Here is an 18,864-nt window from a genome sequence, read left to right as displayed (position 1 = left end):
GTTGAAGTACCACTAATCACTGGGGTGCTGTCGTTACCCAAGCCCAGTGCATCAACGGTGACGATTGGCGTAATAGTATCCACATTACCACTGCTGTTTGCTGTGCTCTCGTTGCCTGCCGCATCAGTAATACTCGCGCTTACAGTAAAGTCACCTTGTGCAAGGGCACCTGGAATCTCAATGTTCCAGTGGCCATCGCTGCCAACTAGGGTCTCAATGGTTTGCACAGCGCCTACGCTGTCGGTGATGGTGAGTGTAACAGTGCCACCAATTTCATTACTGGTGCCCTGCAGCTCTGGTGTTAAGTCGCTAACATCGCCTACGTTTTGAATGGTGAGTATTGGCGCTTGCGTGTCTAACGTAATTGTATCTGTAACTGTTGTCGTATTTCCTGCTTCGTCAGATACACTCACTTCGATGGTGTTCTCACCTTCATTTAAATCTGTTTGTGGAGTTACTTCCCAGTTACCATTTGCATCTACTGTGGTGCTAAGTGTTTGTTCAACTCCATTTTCATCTGTAATAACAACTGTGATACTGGTACCAACGTCTGCATCACTAGTGCCTGAAATAGTAGGTGTTGAGTCGTTAGTTACAGTATCAAAGTTAACGGTTAAGCTAGGTCCTGATGTATCTATAATGCCTGTAGCAGTATCTGAAGCACTATTTCCTGCAGCATCAGATACTTCAGCTTCTACAGAGTAATCGCCCGAGGCCAACTCTTGAGAAAGTTCAATACTCCAATTACCTTCTACATCTGTTGTAGTGCTAAATGTGCGAACAACCCCTTGAGAATCAGTAACCGTTAAATTTATAACTGTGCCTGCAACTACGTCTGTTGTGTTACCAGAAATAACTGGGGTTGTATCATTACTTGTATCTAGTTCATTTACTTGTATGGTTGGAGGCGTAATATCAATTACAGCATCAAGCTCTGCACTAGCCGTTCCACCACCTATGTCTGTTACTGTTGCACTAATTAAAATGGTGCCTTCAGCTAAATCTACAGGCGGAGTAACACTCCAAAGACCGTTTTCATCAACAACTGTGGTTAAAGTAATTGTTGCACCCGCTGAGTCAGTGATCTGAACTTCAACCGAGGAGCCAACTTGTGCATTGAAAGTATCACCATTTATTTGAGGTGTTTGATCGTTAGTTTCGCCAATAATATCAATGGTGATAGTCAATGCGCTTGTATCGATTGTACCTAAAGCACTTGCTGTGCCTTCATTACCTGCGCTATCACTGATACTTGCATCTACAGAGTAGGTCCCTTCTGCTAAAGCCGCTGACACTTCTGCAGTCCAACTCCCGTCTGCAATTACTTGTGCTGTAATTGTTTGTACTGCACCATTAGCATCAGTCACAGTTAGAGTAATAGTTGAACCAGCAGTCTCCCCACTAACTGTGCCTGAAATGGTCGGTGTTGTATCACTCGTATCGCCTAGCGCATTAATAGTAACTATTGGCGCTGTGGTATCAACTTCGCCTGTTGTTGTTGCGGTTGTTTCATTACCTGCGTTATCGGTAACCGATACTTCAACAGTAAATTCGCCTTCACTTAATTCGTTCGGTACATCAACACTAAAGGTGCCATCGGCTTGTACTTCTGTGGTAATAGTTTGTGGATTACCTGCTTCATCAGTTACGGTAATAGTAACAACCGTGCCCTCTGGCTCACCGGTTGCGGTGCCTGAAATAGTTGGGGTGGTGTCGTTACTATCAGCCAGTGCATCTATCGTGATCACCGGTGCTAAAGTATCAACCTCGCCAGTCGTAGTTGCTGTGGTTTCATTGCCCGCAGTATCTGTAACCGATACCTCAACAGTAAATTCACCTTCACTTAATTCATTCGGTACATCAACACTAAAGGTCCCATCGGCTTGTACTTCTGTGGTGATTATTTGTGGGTTACCTGCTTCATCAGTTACGGTAATAGTAACAACTGTGCCCTCTGGCTCACCCGTTGCGGAGCCTGAAATGGTTGGGGTGGTGTCGTTAGTATCACCTACGGGGTCAATAATAACTGTTGGCGCGGCAGTATCAACTTCGCCTGTTGTTGTTGCGGTAGTTTCATTACCTGCTGTATCGGTAACCGATACTTCAACGGTAAATTCACCTTCACTTAATTCATTTGGTACATCAACATTAAAGGTGCCATCGGCTTGTACTTCTGTGGTTATGGTTTGTGGGTTACCTGCTTCATCCGTAACTATAATAGTAACAACCGTGCCTTCTGGTTCGCCCGTTGCGGTGCCTGAAATAGTTGGTGTTGTATCGTTGCTATCCGCCAGTGCATCAATCGTAATATTTGGTGCGGTATTATCGATAGTTCCCTGTGCAGAAGCTTCACTTTGGTTACCTGCTTCATCACTAACGATGGCATTAACACTAAAGTCACCTTCAACTAACTCATTAGTAGTATCGGCTGTCCAGCTACCATCAGCTAGCGTTTGTGTTGTAATTGTTTGTGTATTACCACCAGCATCTGTAACGATTAACGTAACCGTTGTTCCGGCTGGTACATTTTGTACAGAACCTGAAATTGTTGGAGTAGTATCGGCGCTATCTGGGATTGTATTAATTGCTATAATTGGAGCTGATAAATCAATTGTTCCACTAACAGTATCGCTTGCTTCATTACCCGCAGCGTCTGTTACTGTTGCTGTAATTGTAAAATCGCCTTCAGCAACCGCTTGAGTTGCACCTACTTGCCAAGTTCCATCTTCTGACACAACCGCCGTCAATGTTTGAGACTCACCATTTGCATCAGTAACTAAAACACTAACAAGGCTACCCGGTGCTACATCACTCGTTGTTCCGCTAAATGTAGGCGTTGTGTCGTTTGAATCAGCAAAATCATTTATTGCAACTAAAGGAGGGGTGGTATCAACTGAGCCTAATTGTGAATCTTGAGCTGCGTTACCCGCATTATCCGATACATTAGCTGTTACTGTAAAATCCCCCTCACTTAAAGCAGTTGGAATCTCAATACTCCAAGTACCATCAGCACTTATAGTAGTCACTAACTGTTGCTCTGCTCCTAGACTATCGGTAACAATTAAAGTTACTTCACTACCCGATGCTAATCCTTGGGTAGAGCCGGTAAGCGTAGGTGTTGTATCGTTTGTATCTGCAATATTGTTAATAGTCACACTTGGTGCAGTTAAATCAACCGTACCTGTAACAGTTGCAGTACTGCTATTACCAGCAGTATCACTAACACTCGCTGTTACTGTGAAATCTCCTTCACTGAGATCTTCAATAATATCCGCTGTATATGTACCATCGGCATTTGTAATTGTTGTGAGTGTTTGTTCATTGCCTTCACTGTCAGTTATTACTAAGGTAACTTCTGTTCCTACTGGTACATCAATTACGTTGCCACTTACTGATGGGGTTACATCATTCGTATCCTCAATAGGATTAATCGTGATTGCAGGATCTGTTAAATCAATTTCTCCAGTTTCGCTTGCAGAAGCTGTATTACCCGCAGCATCAGTTACAGTTGCAACCACACTAAACTGGCCTTCAACTAATTCATTACTTGCCTCAACTGACCAGCTTCCGTCAGCACCAGTAACTACTTGCACGATTTCTGCTACGCCATCGCTTCCTGTAAATGTAACGGTTACTACCGCACCAGGATCTACGTCTTGGGTAGAGCCGCTAACTGTTGGTGTTGTATCGTTAGTATCAATAATAAAATTAATACTTACAGTTAAATCAACATTACCTACTGCACTTGCTTGCGCCTCATTGCCCGAGTCATCTATAACCGCTGCAACTACAGTAAAGTCGCCCTCAGGCAGAGGGGTTGTTACTTGTGCAGACCACGAACCATCTTCTTGCGTCACTGCTAGTAATGTAAATGTGCTGCCATCGCTTGCAGTAATAGTTAAAGTAATGGTTGTACCAGCAGGCACATTACCGGTGTTACCACTTAAAAATGGAGTGGTATCGTTAGTATTAGCAATTGCATCGATTTGAATTGAGATAGGAGCAAACGTTATTTCACCGTTTGTTTGAGCAGATGCCTCATTACCCGCAGCATCGGTTACTGACGCAGTTGCGGTAAATTCACCACCTGGCAAGATTTCACTAGCATCAACACTCCATGTGCCATCTTCATTTAATAAAGTAGTTAAAGTTTGTACGTTACCGTTAATATCGGTTACTAATACTGTAATAACAGAGCCCGCAGGAGCGTCTTCCACCCTACCTACAAATGTTGGTGTAGTATCGTTAGTATCAGCAATTGCAGTAACGGTAATATCAGGGTTTGTTAAATCAACAACACCTTGGTTATTTGCTTGGGCTTGATTACCTGCAGCATCACTTACACTTGCATCAACCTCAAACTGCCCTTCAGCCAATGGCGTAGTTACGTCGATAGACCAATCCCCATCAGCGTTAGTTTGGGTTAATAATGTTTGAGTTTGACCATCAAAATCGGTAATAACCACACTAATAATAGAGCCTGCAGGTACATCTTGCGCGTTACCTGTAATCGTTGGCGTGGTGTCTTGAGTGTCGTTAATATTATTAATTTGTACCGAAGGCGCCGTTAAATCAATTACTCCTGAATCACTTGCTAATGCTAAGTTTCCTACACTGTCGCTTACTTGTGCATCAACAGTAAAATCACCTTCAGGTAAAGGAGTCCCTACTTCTACACTCCAGCTTCCATCGGCTTGGGTAACTGCAGTTAATGTTTGTATTTGTCCTGCACTATCTGTAACAGTAATTGTTACTTGAGTGCCCTCAGGAACACCATTTGTTGTTCCAACAAGTGGTGGTGTTGAGTTATTTGTTTCATCAGTTACATTTACGGTGATTACCGGAGCAGTTAAATCTACATTCGCTAAAGCTTGGTCTATAGCTTGATTTCCAGCTGCATCAATCGCAACAGCGCTTACGTTAAACTCCCCTTCAGATAAAGGTGAGGTGGTAGTAATTACCCAATTTCCTTGAGCATCAACCTGAGTAACTATTGTTTGTACCGTACCTGCACTATCCGTTAACGTGACTGATACATTATCCCCAGTATTCAAACCAGATACTGTCCCTGTCACTGTCACTGTTTGCGAAGCAGAATCGGCAACAGGATCAATAGCAATAAGTGGAGGTGTTGTATCAACCTCAATTGAAATAGTGTCGTTTATAGGATTACCAACAGGATCCGTCGCTTCAACAACAACCGTTACAGGGCCATCAGCAATTGGTGTTGGTAGGGTTATTTCAAAGGTACCATCAGGGCCAATTACAACACTAACTACTTGAGAGTTTCCATCAACATCAGTTACCGTTACATTAACCGTTTCGCCGATTAAGTTTTCGCTCGTACCGGTGATTGTGGGTTGTGATGAGTTAGTAATACCTAGCTCATTAAGTGAAATAGATGCAGTAGTTGAATCAGGCACAATACCGTCAGAGGTATCTCTTAAATTAAAAGCTTCAGTAGCGCCTTGCTCAAAAGATGAATCAAAAGTAACACTACTAGGATCAACACTTTCAGAAATTCGGGTTAGCTGTACAAACGAACTGCCTCCATCTGCACCCGCAGCGTTACCCCCACCAGCGGCTGTTGCCTCTAAATTATCTAGAATGTCCCCATCACCTTCTAACGCATCTAAAAAATCTGTTACATCAGAATTAGCCGCTGTTGATGGGTCTTGCTCTGCCCCTAAATCTAAGCTTGCAATTGCTTCATCTAAACTTTCATCAAAAACAGTTGTTTCGCTAGAATCTCTGGCTTCTTTCGCTAATAAGTCTGGTGTTATTTTTACCTTTTGATTTGCGGGTATAGATAAGGTTTCACCTTGCACATCAATTTGTAAAGACGATTTAATAGCAGTAACAACTAAATCACCCACGGTGATAATGTCACCAACATTTAATGCTCTTATTGACCCATCATCCAGCACCACACCTGCCGAACCTTGAATATCAATAACTACCAGTTGATTTGCTTCCATTTTGGTACCCTCAAACTTTTTAAAATAACAATCTAATAAGTTAAAGGTAGGACAAAAAAGCCACATAGATACTGTACTCAAGTACAGGTTTAAAAGAAAAATTCAAAAATAAAAAATCAACAAAAAAGTGGTAGAAAATTTTTTTTATGCTAACCAAAACGATTACTTGCAAAAATAGTATTCCTTTACTAAATACTTAAGGGAGTATTTACGGTCTTAACAGGATCTAAGAGGAAGAAATGATTACAAAAAACACTTTTAAGAAACATCAAGAGACTATGTTAATCGGACTAACGATTACAGCCGCAACTCTACTAAACTATGTGCATGCAAATGAACAATCAGCAATGCCACTTACCTATGTCTCAAGTAAAGCGATTGAAAACAATCCTGAAGTACAAGAAGCATGGCATGCTTTTAAATCTTCGATTTATGGAGTAGATGCTGCCCGCTCAGGTTATTTACCAAGTGTTGATGTATCGGCAAGCGCGGGCTATGAAAGAAGAAATTACGGTGTTGAAGAAGAATATAACCGTAATACAGCCGAGTTAAGTGTTACTCAAATGCTTTACGACGGTTTTAGGACCTCGAATACGGTTGATCGCTTTAAACGCATTCAACTCATTAGGTACTTTGAGCTTATTTCTCAAACAGAACAAACAGCACTTGAAGCCTCAATAGCCTTGCTTGACGTACAAAAATTCAAAGAGTTAGTACAACTTGCAGAAGCAAATTTACAAGAGCACGAGTCTGTATATCAACAAATAGAACAAAGTGTAGGAGCTGGTGTAGCGCGCGCTGCCGATCTAGAACAAATTAGTGGGCGCTTATCTTTAGCACAATCTAACGTATTAACGGAGTACTCAAATTTACATGATGTAAGCGCTCGCTACTTAAGGGTTGTAGGAGAGCTTCCTATGAACGATATAAAGCAAGCTGACCTTGATGAAAAAAATATACCAATTTCAGTTAATCAAGCGCTAGACGTCGCTTACAAAAATAGCCCTTCATTTTACGCCTCTTTGTATAATATTGAAGCACAAAAAGCGAACGCAAAAGCACAAAAAGCAGCGTTTCATCCTAACGTAGATTTATCTGCCCGCTACGGTAGCCAAGATAGAGATGAACTTGGTCAAAATGAAACCAGAACAGAAGCGCGAGTCGGCATCGATATTAGCTATAATTTATATAATGGTGGTCTTGATAATGCTAATTTAGAACAAGCCTATCAGGATATAAACATTGCAAAGTATCAACGCGATCAGTCTTGTATTGATATCCGTCAGAGTCTGCAAATTGCTTATTACAACGTCACTATATTAGAACAAAAGTTACCGGCGCTTGATCAACATCGTGCATCATCAACCAAAGTTAAAATTGCATATAAGGATCAATTCGATATAGGCCAACGAACTCTACTAGACGTACTTGATGCCGAAAACGAATCATTTCAATCAACACGTTCATACATAGTGGCGCTTTATGACCGTCAATCAGCTATTTTAACTATGCTAAAAGAAATGGGGAAATTACTGCCAGCACTTAACGTGATGTCAGATAAATACCCTACATTAAAAGAGCTAACTGACGACCCTATTGTTCATAACGCACAAAATATCTGTCCGAGTTACGATGTAGCAACCACCTTTAGCCGCAAGGCATTTCTTCAAAAAAAAGCTAAGCAAGATAATGCATACATGAGTGTAACGGCTATGCCAAGGTACTTAGATATACCGCTGGAAACCGACACGACAGCAAGCAGCTTTACCGATGATGATGGTGACGGCGTACCAAATGAGCAAGACACTTGCCCAAGCACACCTTTGAGTACAAATGTAGATTTATCTGGTTGCACAATTTATAGCGCATCAACCTCGAATATAGAAATTGGTATTCCTTTTTCTGCTGACTCAAGCGATGTAAGGTCTCAATATATTCAAGAAATTAGTCGGCTTGCAGATTTTTTAAAAGAGAACCCAACTAAACAGGTTGAAATACAAGGTCATGCCTCTTTAGATGGAGACCGTATATACAACCGTAAACTATCAGAAAAACGTGCGTTTGCCGTAGCTGAAATTCTGATTAAGCAATTCGATGTAGAACCTAAACGTGTTAAATCGTTCGGGTATGGCATCGATCAACCACGTGTAAACGAAATATCAGTAAGAGCAAATGCTGCGAATCGACGTATCGAAGCTGTAATTACTGATATCTAAGACAATTAACGTTATGTAAATAACCTAAACTCGGCATGAAATATTTAAGTCGAGTTTAGGTTTACTAGTAACAATCCTATGCAGCTCTACATAACATTGGATGGTGTATGGAATTAAACGATGTACTTGATCATGGTGGCATCCTCGTTGACTGCCTAGCAGTTTTATGTCGTCATCATGGCAAAGAGTTTTCAAGAGAAGCACTATTAAATGGACTTCCTCTAACTGATGGAAATCTTACTCCATCAGGTTTTTCGCGCGCAGCAAAGCGCATTGGCTTTAAATCAAAAGTAGTTAATAAGCCACTACAAAAAATTAATACAGCACTGCTACCTGCCATCTTAATTTTAAAAGATAACCAAGCCTGTGTTATTAATTCTATTGATTACGATAAACAGTTGGTGAGTGTAATTTACCCAGAACTTACAGAATCAGTTATCGAACAAAGCATTGATGAGTTAGCTGCTAACAGTGTAGGTTTAGTTATTTATGCTCAACCAGAGTTTGCATTTGATGAGCGAACACCTGTACTTGAAAAACTATCAAAAGACGGATGGTTTTGGGGAGTAATTAAAGAATGCCGCTCACTTTATAAAGACGTAATTATTTCGGCTGTTGCTTTGGGCTTTTTGTCGGTTGCTATGCCTTTATTTGTAATGAACGTATATGACCGCGTAGTGCCCAACCACGCAACAGAAACCTTATGGGTACTTGCCATTGGCATTTTAATAGCACTCACTGCTGACTTTGTTTTGCGCTTAGTAAGAGGCTACTTTGTAGAGCTTGCTGCCAGTAGAATAGATGTCAAAGTATCGGCTGTAATAATGGAGCGGGTATTAGGTATGAAACTAAAAAACCGCCCATCGTCCGCAGGCTCCTTTGCTAGCAACATTCAATCATTTGAAGCTGTACGTAACTTTTTTAGCTCCATAACACTTGTCGCATTAGTAGACTTGCCATTCGTAGTTTTGTATTTAATTGTTATTGCCATTATTGGCGTACCTCTAAGTTTACCTATTATCGCGGGCGCACTTATATTATTAGCTTACGCTATAGCCGCACACCGCAAACTTGAGGCTCTTTCAGAACAAACAATGAAAGCAAGCTCAATGCGAAATGCAGTATTAGTCGAAAGCTTAACCAATATTGAAGATGTAAAGAGCTTTCACTCAGAGTGTAAAACACAGTCTGTATGGGAAAAGTCGACCATTTACATTGCACAAGTAAACGCACATAGCCGACTCGTTTCTAGCTCTATATCAAATACAGCATCATGGATACAGCAATGCGTAGGCGTAATAATAATGATAATAGGCGTACACCTCGTTATTGAAGGTGAGCTAACTCAAGGCGGGTTAATTGCAGCCTACCTATTATCGTCTCGTGCTATGGGCCCAATCGGGCAGTCGGCCGCTGTTTTAGCACAATATCATCATGCCGCAATAGCAATGCAATCACTGAACGAGATTATGGAAAAAGAGGTCGAGCGTCCACCTGGTAAGCATTGGTTAAGCCACCCTATTTTAAAGGGTGATATAGAATTTAAAGATGTATGTTTTAAATACTCTGACGAATCTCATAATGCGCTCAACGGCGTTAGTTTTAAAATTAAAGCCGGTGAAAAAGTCGCCATTTTAGGACGTAATGGCTCAGGTAAAAGTACATTAGAAAAGCTTATTTTAGGACTATACGACCCCTGTTCAGGATCAATTTTGATGGACAATAATGATATACATCAAATTGACCCAGCTGAGCTTCGTCATAATATTGGCTACCTACCACAAACCGTTGCCCTGTTTTATGGAACCTTGAAAGACAACCTCACCATGAGTGCTTGGCATGCCAAAGACGAGCAAATTATTGAAGCCTGTGAGCGAAGCCAATTATTTGATTTAATTAATTCGCACCCAGACGGATTTGATTTACAAGTAGGCGAGCAAGGTCGTCAATTATCAGGTGGCCAGCGCCAAGCTGTAGGTATGGCAAGAGCCATAATTAACGACCCTCCAATACTATTACTAGATGAGCCAACCTCATCGCTAGATCATAATAGTGAAAGTAAAATTATTAACAATTTAAAGGGTTATTCTAAAGATAAAACCTTAATCGTGGTGACTCACCGATCATCATTACTTGAGCTTGTTGACCGAATTATAGTTTTAGATAACGGAAAAGTAGTTGCTGATGGACCAAAACAAAAAGTAATTGCAGCGTTAAATAATAAGACAGTGGAGCAAGCCTCATGAGTGACAATAAAAAACCACTTGAACAGCGCTCCTTTGAATCTGTTAGCAGAGCAATAGAAGCAAGAAAACAAGGCAAGCCATCAGTATTTAATAAACTATTTAAAGGATGGATTTCTCCGCCTAACAGCCAAGACTGGGTAGTAGATGCTCAGTGGGAAAAAATGCAACAGGAGCCAGCAAGCGCTAGGTTATTGCTCTATTTAATTTGTTTAACGTTTATATGCCTTATTGTGTGGTCTGGTTTTGCTAATTTAGATGAAGTTGCTCGTGGTGAGGGGCGTGTTATTCCCTCCAATAAATTACAACTTATTCAATCTTATGATGGTGGTATGGTCGAAAAAATAAATGTAAAAGAGGGGCAAATAGTAAATGAGGGTGATGTACTCATTAAAATAGACCCTACCCGCTTTATTTCTAGCTTTAGAGAAAACCAATCCAAAGTTGAGTCGTTAAGCGCAAAAGTAGCGAGGCTCAGAGCACTCACTCAAAAAAAGGAGCTCGTATTTAGCGAGTCTGTTATTAAAAATGCGCCTAGAGTTGTGCAACATGAGCGTTCTCTTTATTTGAGTAACAGCCAAGAATTAGAGCAACAAGTAAGTATTCACAAACGCCAACTAGAGCAGCGACACCAAGATTACATTGAAGCCAAAGCGGCACTTGAACAGCATACGAGCGCGCTGCGCTTAACAAACAGAGAGCTCTCTGTTACTCGCCCATTGTTACGCACGGGCGCTATCTCAGATATAGATATTATTCGTTTAGAGCGCCAAATAGTTGATCTAAACGGCGAGATAAACAGAACCAAGGCAGTGATAAATAGGAGCCTCTCGGCCATTAACGAAGCTAAAAATAAAGTAACCGAAGTTGAACTCGTTATGATTAACCGTTGGAACAATGAACTATCCGAAGCGCTACTTAGACTAGATTCAATTAAAGAAACTGAATCTGGCTTGGCCGATAAAGTAACTCAAACTGAAATACGTTCTCCTGTTAAAGGCACTGTACAGCGATTATTAGTTAATACTGTTGGCGGTATTTTACAGCCCGGTAGCGATGTTATAGAAATTGTCCCGCTTGACGATCAACTTGTAGTAGAGGCAAAAATTCCGCCTAAAGACATTGCATTTTTACGCCCTGGGCAATCTGCGATGATAAAATTTAGTGCCTACGACTTTGCCGTATATGGAGGCCTTGAGGCAGAGGTTTTACATATTAGCGCCGATACCATTACAGATGACCGTGAGAATACCTTTTATTTGGTGCAACTAAAAACCACCAAAAATAACTTTTCAAAAGAGCTGACTATTATTCCAGGTATGACCACTCAAGTGGATATTATTACCGGTAAAAAAACCGTACTTGAGTATCTTTTAAAACCAGTTCTTAGAGCTACATCGCAAGCAATGACAGAGCGTTAAGCATTTAATAAATGGAGAAATAATGCGCCAAAGTATTTTTATTACACAGCCTGAATTTGAATCGAAGCACTGGCGAGCAGCGTTTCCTGGTTGTTTAATATGCACAAAAGAACCAAACAGAGTAACGGCATCAAGTATTATTTGGGTTTTAGCCGGTACACCGAACTGGCTTGAGCTCGTTAAAAAATATTCGCAACAACGTTTACTCGTTATTGTTATGACCAACGAACTTGAAATAAATCAACTTAGGAGTGCGCTTGAAGCAGGAGCTAGAGGATACGTAGAAGCACTCGCCACCAAAGTAATTATTGAACAAGTACTTGAGACAATTTGTTCTGGCGGAATATGGTTACCAGGACAATTACTATCTAATTTAGTGGGAGCTTTATCAAATACACCATTTAAATATGCGAGGACGTGCGAGCTTGATTTACTCACCAAAAGAGAACGCCAAGTAGTTGATATTGTTGTAACTGGTGCTACTAATAAACAGGCTGCAGAGTCTTTAAATATTACAGAGCGTACGATTAAAGAGCATATGGGTTCTATATTTAATAAGCTAAAAGTACGCGACCGCATCCAATTAATGTTAGTTGTAAAAGGGCATTAACCGCACGGTTAATGCCCTTTTACTCTTTAATAACCCCATCAAAGCCTAAGTTAATAAGTGTATCGAGGTCATCTTGACTGGTAACACCTTGTGCGACCACTTTAATACCAATAGAGTGCGCTAACGTACAAACCCCTCGCAGGAATGTTTGGTTATCTTGGCTGTAACTAATATTATGCCCATAAACGCTATCAATCTTAATCATTTCAAGCCCAAACTCCTGAATTTTTTCAATTTTAGTAAATTCAGGACCTACACGTTTTAACGCCACCTTAGCGCCCATACACCTTACATCTTCACAAAAGCCTTTAAATATTTTAATTTCGCTGACGGCAATACTTTCTCGTATATCAAAGCAAATTTTAGAGGCTAAATCAGGAAATGCCGATAGATAGGTAAGAATTGAAGCAAGCGCAGCATCATCAAGTAATGTTTGGGCAGATAACTCAACCGAAATCAGCTCACTTGGTGGCTCAATACTATACTGAGCAACCAACGCCTTAATTAATCCCCAATCTAAACGCGCTAATAACTTTAAGCGATTAGCCCATTGGTAATAATAACTTGCCCGATATATTTGCCCGCCAAGCTCTAGGCTCAGTCCTAATTGATTTTGCATCAACTGCCCCGTAAAACTCGTTACTGGGTATGTGTTAATTTCTAGCGCTTTGTTATCTAGAGCTTCTTCTATTGCATTTTGCCAACTCGTTGCATCATCAAATAACTCGCTTTTTTGTTTATTGTCACTTACTTTTGCTTGAACACCTGGTTTATTATCGGCTGATTTTAAAAGTTCATCGGCTCGTTTTAATACATCAAACCGCGTGTCATTCTTTTGTATGTAAGTGCAACTATGCGGTATAGCTAATTCAATATTTTTATACTCTTCAATAAAAGATTCATGGAGCCTAACTACTTTTTTACTCAATACCTCAATATCATCAGTATCACTAAACAGTACAGTAAAGTCATTATGTGATATTCGGGCTATGTAGTTTTCTGAAAAGTGTGCTTCATTTGATTCTAAAAACTCGATTAAAACCTGCGAAAAACGACGTAAGAAATTAACCATTTCTACACGGCTAATTTGTTCGCTCATTTTATCTAGGTTTACAACCCGAAATAAAAACAAGGCGCCATGGGCATGATCTTTCGATTTTTGTAAGTGGGCCTCAAGCGTTGCACCAAAGTATTCTCTATTTGCTAAACCAGTTAGCTCATCATGTTGTGATTTAAATCTAAGCTCTTCTAAACGTTTACTATCTTCTTTAATAATACGACTAAAACGGGTAGATAATTGGTTCATAGATTGCACTAAACGTGCAAACTCAAATGTACGAGGGACGGTAGATTTAATAAAACGTTTTTCACCAAATGCATTAGCCTGATACACAACATCATCTAGCGGTTTTAATATCCTACTTAAAAAGTAAGCACTAACTATACAAGCAAAAAAAGCGACAATTAAAAAACTAAAAAATAGTTTAAGCGCACTTTCCCATAAGGCTTGCTCAGCATATTGACTGTGGCTTTCTATAAACAAAGTTCCAAATTGCTGCCAACCATTATTTACTTGCCCAACCCCTGGTTGAACATTTAACCCATACATTGCCCTAAACCACTGTGGAGCCGTCGCTTTAAGCTCATCGGTAAATGTGCGTTTAACAATCACCTCACCATTAGGGTTTTGTAGCTCTATTCGCTTATAGTGACCGGTATCAAATGTGGCTGAAACTAATAATTCAAGCTCAACGGGGTCTTTGTCTAATTGACTGATCATCAACGCAAGTGAGCTGGCGTTATCTACATTTTTTAAGTACAGCTGGGTCGAAAAATAATTTTTAGCCGAATTAGTACTAATTAAAACACTACTTATAAAGCCCACAAAAATAACAATTAATAATGCAATCCATAGCTCTTGCCTGAGTGTTATTTTTCGTTTTTTAAGATACTTAGATAAGGAAAATGATGCCATTACCACATAACTCCTTCTTTGGTTGTCTGCTCCAAAATTTTACGCCAGCGTGAAAGTCTTGCTGTTGGGCTGGCTACACTTTTGGTTGAATTATTAGCCCATAAACCTTGGCTGTTAAAGCTAAAAACAGGGCTTAAATCTACACGTTTTGCAGCAGGTAAAACCTTTGTTATTAAGCTGTCTAAAATAAGTGGCTGAGCGTTTGGTGTAGCAAAATAACCTAACACCATATGCGCTTGTGTTTTGTTAGTGCCCGCAATTTTTGCTTTTACATAAATAAGGCGTAACTTGTCGTCGCTCACACCTAACGCTCTTAAGCTTATATATTTTGCTATTGCGTAATCTTCACAATCACCGAGGCCTCTGCCTAATGTTTCTAAAGGGGTTGCCCAATAATCATTTTGTTTCCAAAGCAAAATATCTGTTTGGTAGCGTAAATTACGCGCAAAAAAATCATTAACAATAAGAATTTGTTGTTGCTCTGGCTTGTTTTGAGTTTGCACCAACATGCTTTGCCAGTTGCGTGCAACCGCCGCTCGCGCAGGCCCGTATTTTTGACCCATGAGCTCTATAAAGGTATTAAATTGAATAGTTAGTCGGCTTGCAAGCACACCACTGGAGAGTACAAAAAACAGCAATAGGTAGCGCAAATTGGCTTTGCACCATATAAATAATTGAGGATTTAAATGACTTGGCTTAATCGCCATTTACAGAGCCACTGTTAATATAAGTGGCAATAAAATACATCTGTTGAGCACTACGCAATCTGCTTAAAATTAATCCTAACAACAGCATAGCACTCAATATAGGAGGATGAGGTATTTTGAATAACTTTTTTAGTAGTACGTTACTTTTTTAACTTCGCGTGGTTTTACTTCACCTATGTATAAATCGTGCACACGCTTCATATTAAGCTCAAGCTCGGTCACGTAAGTATCATCTACTGCGTAAGTTTTAATTATTTGTGCACCTTTAATAAGCCCCTGCACTTTACTTTCTAAGTAATCGTCTTGAGCAATTGAGCCTTCCACCGTTGTTCCTGCGGTAATTTTTTGCCCATAGACTTGCTCAGTAAGCTCGCGGTAAGCTTCAAGCTTAGAAGCCTTAATGGCCATAAGTTGCTTTTGCGACAAGTTAGCACCTTTTTGCAAGCTAATAGGTGCATACCCTATCGCTTTTAAAACGGGGTAATTATTTGGCTCTACATATTTATATTCAACATGCTTATCAAAAACGCTGCTACAACCACCTAAGGTTAAACACCCAAGTGTAATAAGTAATGAAATTGCTCGCATAGCATTTAGCCCTTGTATAGTAATTAGCAGTACATATGCACGTTTAATGCCATTTATAGCATTACTAATAATTACCAAATAACATTGGTACAGTCCTTGCTCTACCTAGTTAATAGCTAACGTTTAATTGGAGTAAAATTATGAAGTCGTTTTTATCATTGGCATTTGTAGGGTTAAGTGCAACGGCATTATTAACATTCTCCCCTTTTACTAAAGCACAGTGGTATGAATCAACGGGTCACGCGAACGTCCAAAATGGTGATACAAGCGCTGCTAAATCTGCCGCTATAAAAGATGCGATTACACAGGCGTTAGTATTCTCTGGCGCACGGGTTAGCTCTGTGCAAACCTTGGTAGATGGCGTGTTAATGCAAGATCAGCTAAAAATTAGCAGCCACGGCGAAATTCAAAAAATTGAACTGGTCAGCGAAAATAAATACGACAATAAATTTGCCGTTACATTACGGCTCGATATTTTTTCTCAAACAGAGCAATGCCCACAAAATAGTTTTAATAAGTTTGTGGCCGTTACACAAAGCCAACTTGTTCATCGTGAACACGCCAAAATGGGTCAAATATTTGACGTAAGCAAAGCTATTAGCAAAAATATTTTTACTTCCCTGCAAAAATCAAAAATGAGCGCAGTACCTATTGCTTACTATAATAATGCAATAAGCGTTGATAAGTACTTTTCGCAGCAGCACGACTATTCAAATGCCCAATTAGAAGAAATATCTTCGCGCAGTAACGCTCAATATGTTCTGCTTAGCCAAATAACCAGCCTTTCAACTAGCGACAAACTCAATAACGATTATGCATTTTGGCAAGACGAGGCGTATGAGCGCAGTTACAACATTGAATTTGTATTATTTGATGGCACTACCTATGAGCAACTTTGGCAAAATAGTTACCATACTCAAGCAATTTGGCCATTTGAAAAAACAACCATAGTTGACGTCAATAGTGATAGGTTTTGGCAATCGCCTTATGGGCAAAGCATAACCGATATCAACCAAGCAGTAAGTTATGACATTCAAGCAGCCATGGCGTGTTTGCCAACTCAAGGCAAAATAATGCACATGGAAAATAGCAAAATCGTTATTAATTTAGGTAAAGCTCATGGGTTAAAAAAAGGCCAGATGCTAAGCATTGCGCACCATAACTATTTAACCGACGCAGCGGGTAATGTTATGCCACACACCATCACCACGCTTAATAAAATTCGCGTTGAGCAGCTTTATCAGCAAACTGCAGTAGCTGTCAGTATTGATGACAAACCACTACCTGGCGTGCAAATTAACGATGTAGTAGAAATAATCAGCCAAGATCTTTAGTTAATTTAGCTTTTAAATTAGGGTGAGCCGATAACCACTTGCCCAATTGTTCTACACCCGATAAATGCGGATAATGCTTTCTGCATGCAAACACCACATTACGCTGCTGATTAGGGAATATAGGCAAGTAATCAATCCCTACACGGTCGGTACATGCCAGTTTTGGTACAAATGTAATACCGTCATCCATGGCCACTAACGCTAATAATGTTTCTAAACTATTACCTTTATACTGATTAGATATATCGACTCCCGCAGAAAAACAAAACTTTTGGGCTTGATCTTTAAAGCAATGACCATCACTTAACATTAGTAGGCTGCATCCTTGAAGGTCGCTCAACGCCACTTTTTTATGCTTAGAAAGCGCGTTATCTTGTGATACCGCCACTAAAAAATCTTCTTTGTATAAAGCAACCGTATGGTAATTAATAAGCTCTGGCACATCGGCTAAAATAGCAAAGTCGAGTTCGCCATTATTTAAAGCTTCTAAAATTGTTGCTGTTTGCATCTCAATAAACGAAAACTGACTATCAATAAATGCCGCTTTCATTGATGTTAATAACGCAGGCAACAAGTAAGGCGCAATGGTAGGAATAATACCAATAGTTAATTTACCTTGTAGAGGCTCATTAGAAGTAGCAGCAAGTTCTTTGAGTATTTGCGTTTGTTCTAAAATAATCTCTATTTGCGTCAACAAACGTTCACCTTTTGCTGTTAACGTAACTTGTTTAGTTGAGCGGTCAAATAAAGTAACGCCAAGCTCATGTTCGAGTTTTTTTACTTGGCCACTTAATGTAGGCTGACTTACAAAACATGCATTGGCAGCTTTGCGAAAGTGCTTGTATTGCGCTATTGCTTTTACATATTCAAAATCTTTTAAGTTCATATTCAGCTCCGCATGATAGTTTATAACTATCAGTTTAATACAAACAAACGATTGGAACTATATTTAATTGTTCGCCATAATGGCTATCAACAAATCAAGAGGAACAAAAAACTATGTTAAACAATATCGAAGGTCAAACAGTCCCAAGTGTTACATTTGCAACTCGTCAAAATAACGAATGGAAATCAGTAACAACAGATGAAATTTTTAAAGGTAAAACGGTTGTAGTGTTTTCACTACCTGGTGCATTCACACCAACATGTTCATCAACTCACTTACCACGTTACAACGAATTAGCAGGCGTACTTAAGCAAAACGGCGTTGACGAAATTGTATGTTTATCAGTAAACGATACCTTTGTAATGAACGCATGGGCTGAGCATCAAGAAGCGCAAAACATTACTTTATTACCAGACGGCAACGGCGAATTTACTGACGGCATGGGCATGTTAGTAGACAAAAACGATCTAGGCTTTGGTAAGCGCAGCTGGAGATACTCTATGCTTGTTAAAGATGGCGTGGTTGACAAAATGTTCATCGAACCAGATTTACCAGGTGACCCGTTTGAAGTATCTGACGCAGACACAATGCTTGATTACATCAACCCTAAGCAAGCTAAACCAGAACCTGTAAGCATCTTTACTAAACCTGGCTGTCCTTTTTGTAAAAAAGCAAAAGAGCTTCTTGCAGAAAAAGGCTTCGCATATGAAGAGATTGTTATGGGTGCAGGCGCATCACTAACAAGTCTAAAAGCTGTATCTGGTCGTGACACTGTTCCACAAATATTCATTGGTGGTAAGCACATCGGTGGTTCAGACGACTTAGAAAAATACTTTGCTTAATTAAGTAAAAAATAGCAGGGGCGTACGCGCCCCTCTATATCAATCTCATCGCTTAGATTGAAAA

Annotated in this window: 11 protein-coding genes; 6 read left to right on the top strand and 5 right to left on the bottom strand. The window is 40.0% G+C overall.

Going from position 1 to position 18,864, the window contains the following annotated elements; all coding sequences use genetic code 11:
- The coding region (locus H5117_RS18695; RefSeq protein ID WP_182738858.1) for an Ig-like domain-containing protein at positions 1–5,978 on the bottom strand (5,978 nt) is incomplete at its 3' end.
- A gap of 239 nt (positions 5,979–6,217) precedes the next feature.
- Between H5117_RS18695 and H5117_RS18690 the strand changes: the two genes are divergently transcribed.
- The 4 genes from H5117_RS18690 (at position 6,218) to H5117_RS18675 (ending at position 12,468) form a co-directional block, all read left to right on the top strand.
- Positions 6,218–8,194, top strand: coding sequence for a TolC family outer membrane protein (locus tag H5117_RS18690; protein WP_182738857.1), 1,977 nt, complete (start codon positions 6,218–6,220; stop codon positions 8,192–8,194).
- Positions 8,195–8,301: 107 nt separating this feature from the next.
- Positions 8,302–10,440: a type I secretion system permease/ATPase gene (locus H5117_RS18685; protein ID WP_182693281.1), complete on the top strand. Its 2,139-nt coding sequence runs from the start codon at positions 8,302–8,304 to the stop codon at positions 10,438–10,440.
- Positions 10,437–11,858: an HlyD family type I secretion periplasmic adaptor subunit gene (locus H5117_RS18680; RefSeq protein WP_182738856.1), complete on the top strand. Its 1,422-nt coding sequence runs from the start codon at positions 10,437–10,439 to the stop codon at positions 11,856–11,858. The genes H5117_RS18685 and H5117_RS18680 overlap by 4 nt, the downstream gene beginning before the upstream one ends.
- Before the next feature lie 22 nt (positions 11,859–11,880).
- Positions 11,881–12,468 carry a response regulator transcription factor gene (locus tag H5117_RS18675; protein ID WP_182738855.1) on the top strand — a complete coding sequence of 196 codons (588 nt, stop codon included), beginning with the start codon at positions 11,881–11,883 and terminating at the stop codon, positions 12,466–12,468.
- Between the two features lie 19 nt (positions 12,469–12,487).
- Here H5117_RS18675 and H5117_RS18670 read toward each other — a convergent pair whose 3' ends face one another.
- From H5117_RS18670 to H5117_RS18660, 3 genes are all read right to left on the bottom strand, one after another.
- Complete coding sequence (locus H5117_RS18670; protein WP_182738854.1) at positions 12,488–14,443, bottom strand: LapD/MoxY N-terminal periplasmic domain-containing protein; 1,956 nt, start codon at positions 14,441–14,443, stop codon at positions 12,488–12,490.
- Entirely contained in the window at positions 14,443–15,150 is a 708-nt protein-coding gene (locus H5117_RS18665) for a transglutaminase-like cysteine peptidase (RefSeq protein ID WP_002961331.1), read from the bottom strand. Before H5117_RS18665 ends, H5117_RS18670 begins: the two co-directional genes overlap by 1 nt.
- A gap of 129 nt (positions 15,151–15,279) precedes the next feature.
- Entirely contained in the window at positions 15,280–15,738 is a 459-nt protein-coding gene (locus H5117_RS18660; protein WP_024593173.1) for an LPP20 family lipoprotein, read from the bottom strand.
- A gap of 140 nt (positions 15,739–15,878) precedes the next feature.
- Here H5117_RS18660 and H5117_RS18655 point away from each other — a divergent pair, with 140 nt between their 5' ends.
- Complete coding sequence (locus H5117_RS18655) at positions 15,879–17,072, top strand: flagellar assembly protein FlgT (protein WP_182738853.1); 1,194 nt, start codon at positions 15,879–15,881, stop codon at positions 17,070–17,072.
- Here H5117_RS18655 and H5117_RS18650 read toward each other — a convergent pair.
- Positions 17,056–17,958: a LysR substrate-binding domain-containing protein gene (locus H5117_RS18650; protein ID WP_182711533.1), complete on the bottom strand. Its 903-nt coding sequence runs from the start codon at positions 17,956–17,958 to the stop codon at positions 17,056–17,058. The genes H5117_RS18655 and H5117_RS18650 overlap by 17 nt on opposite strands.
- Before the next feature lie 113 nt (positions 17,959–18,071).
- Here H5117_RS18650 and H5117_RS18645 point away from each other — a divergent pair, with 113 nt between their 5' ends.
- Positions 18,072–18,800: a glutathione peroxidase gene (locus H5117_RS18645; protein ID WP_182692706.1), complete on the top strand. Its 729-nt coding sequence runs from the start codon at positions 18,072–18,074 to the stop codon at positions 18,798–18,800.
- The last annotated feature ends 64 nt before the right edge of the window (positions 18,801–18,864 follow it).

The organism is Pseudoalteromonas sp. SG45-1, assembly GCF_014164135.1.
Lineage (GTDB): Bacteria > Pseudomonadota > Gammaproteobacteria > Enterobacterales > Alteromonadaceae > Pseudoalteromonas > Pseudoalteromonas distincta.
This window is presented reverse-complemented; position numbering and strand designations above follow the sequence as displayed.

What these genes read in the sequence shown, in the direction of transcription:
- H5117_RS18665 (WP_002961331.1), bottom strand. Translation starts at nt 15,150, where the DNA reads ATGGCGATTAAGCCAAGTCATTTAAATCCTCAATTATTTATATGGTGC.
- H5117_RS18650 (WP_182711533.1), bottom strand. Translation starts at nt 17,958, where the DNA reads ATGAACTTAAAAGATTTTGAATATGTAAAAGCAATAGCGCAATACAAG.
- H5117_RS18660 (WP_024593173.1), bottom strand. Translation starts at nt 15,738, where the DNA reads ATGCGAGCAATTTCATTACTTATTACACTTGGGTGTTTAACCTTAGGT.
- H5117_RS18670 (WP_182738854.1), bottom strand. Translation starts at nt 14,443, where the DNA reads ATGGCATCATTTTCCTTATCTAAGTATCTTAAAAAACGAAAAATAACA.
- H5117_RS18675 (WP_182738855.1), top strand. Translation starts at nt 11,881, where the DNA reads ATGCGCCAAAGTATTTTTATTACACAGCCTGAATTTGAATCGAAGCAC.
- H5117_RS18655 (WP_182738853.1), top strand. Translation starts at nt 15,879, where the DNA reads ATGAAGTCGTTTTTATCATTGGCATTTGTAGGGTTAAGTGCAACGGCA.
- H5117_RS18645 (WP_182692706.1), top strand. Translation starts at nt 18,072, where the DNA reads ATGTTAAACAATATCGAAGGTCAAACAGTCCCAAGTGTTACATTTGCA.
- H5117_RS18690 (WP_182738857.1), top strand. Translation starts at nt 6,218, where the DNA reads ATGATTACAAAAAACACTTTTAAGAAACATCAAGAGACTATGTTAATC.
- H5117_RS18685 (WP_182693281.1), top strand. Translation starts at nt 8,302, where the DNA reads ATGGAATTAAACGATGTACTTGATCATGGTGGCATCCTCGTTGACTGC.
- H5117_RS18680 (WP_182738856.1), top strand. Translation starts at nt 10,437, where the DNA reads ATGAGTGACAATAAAAAACCACTTGAACAGCGCTCCTTTGAATCTGTT.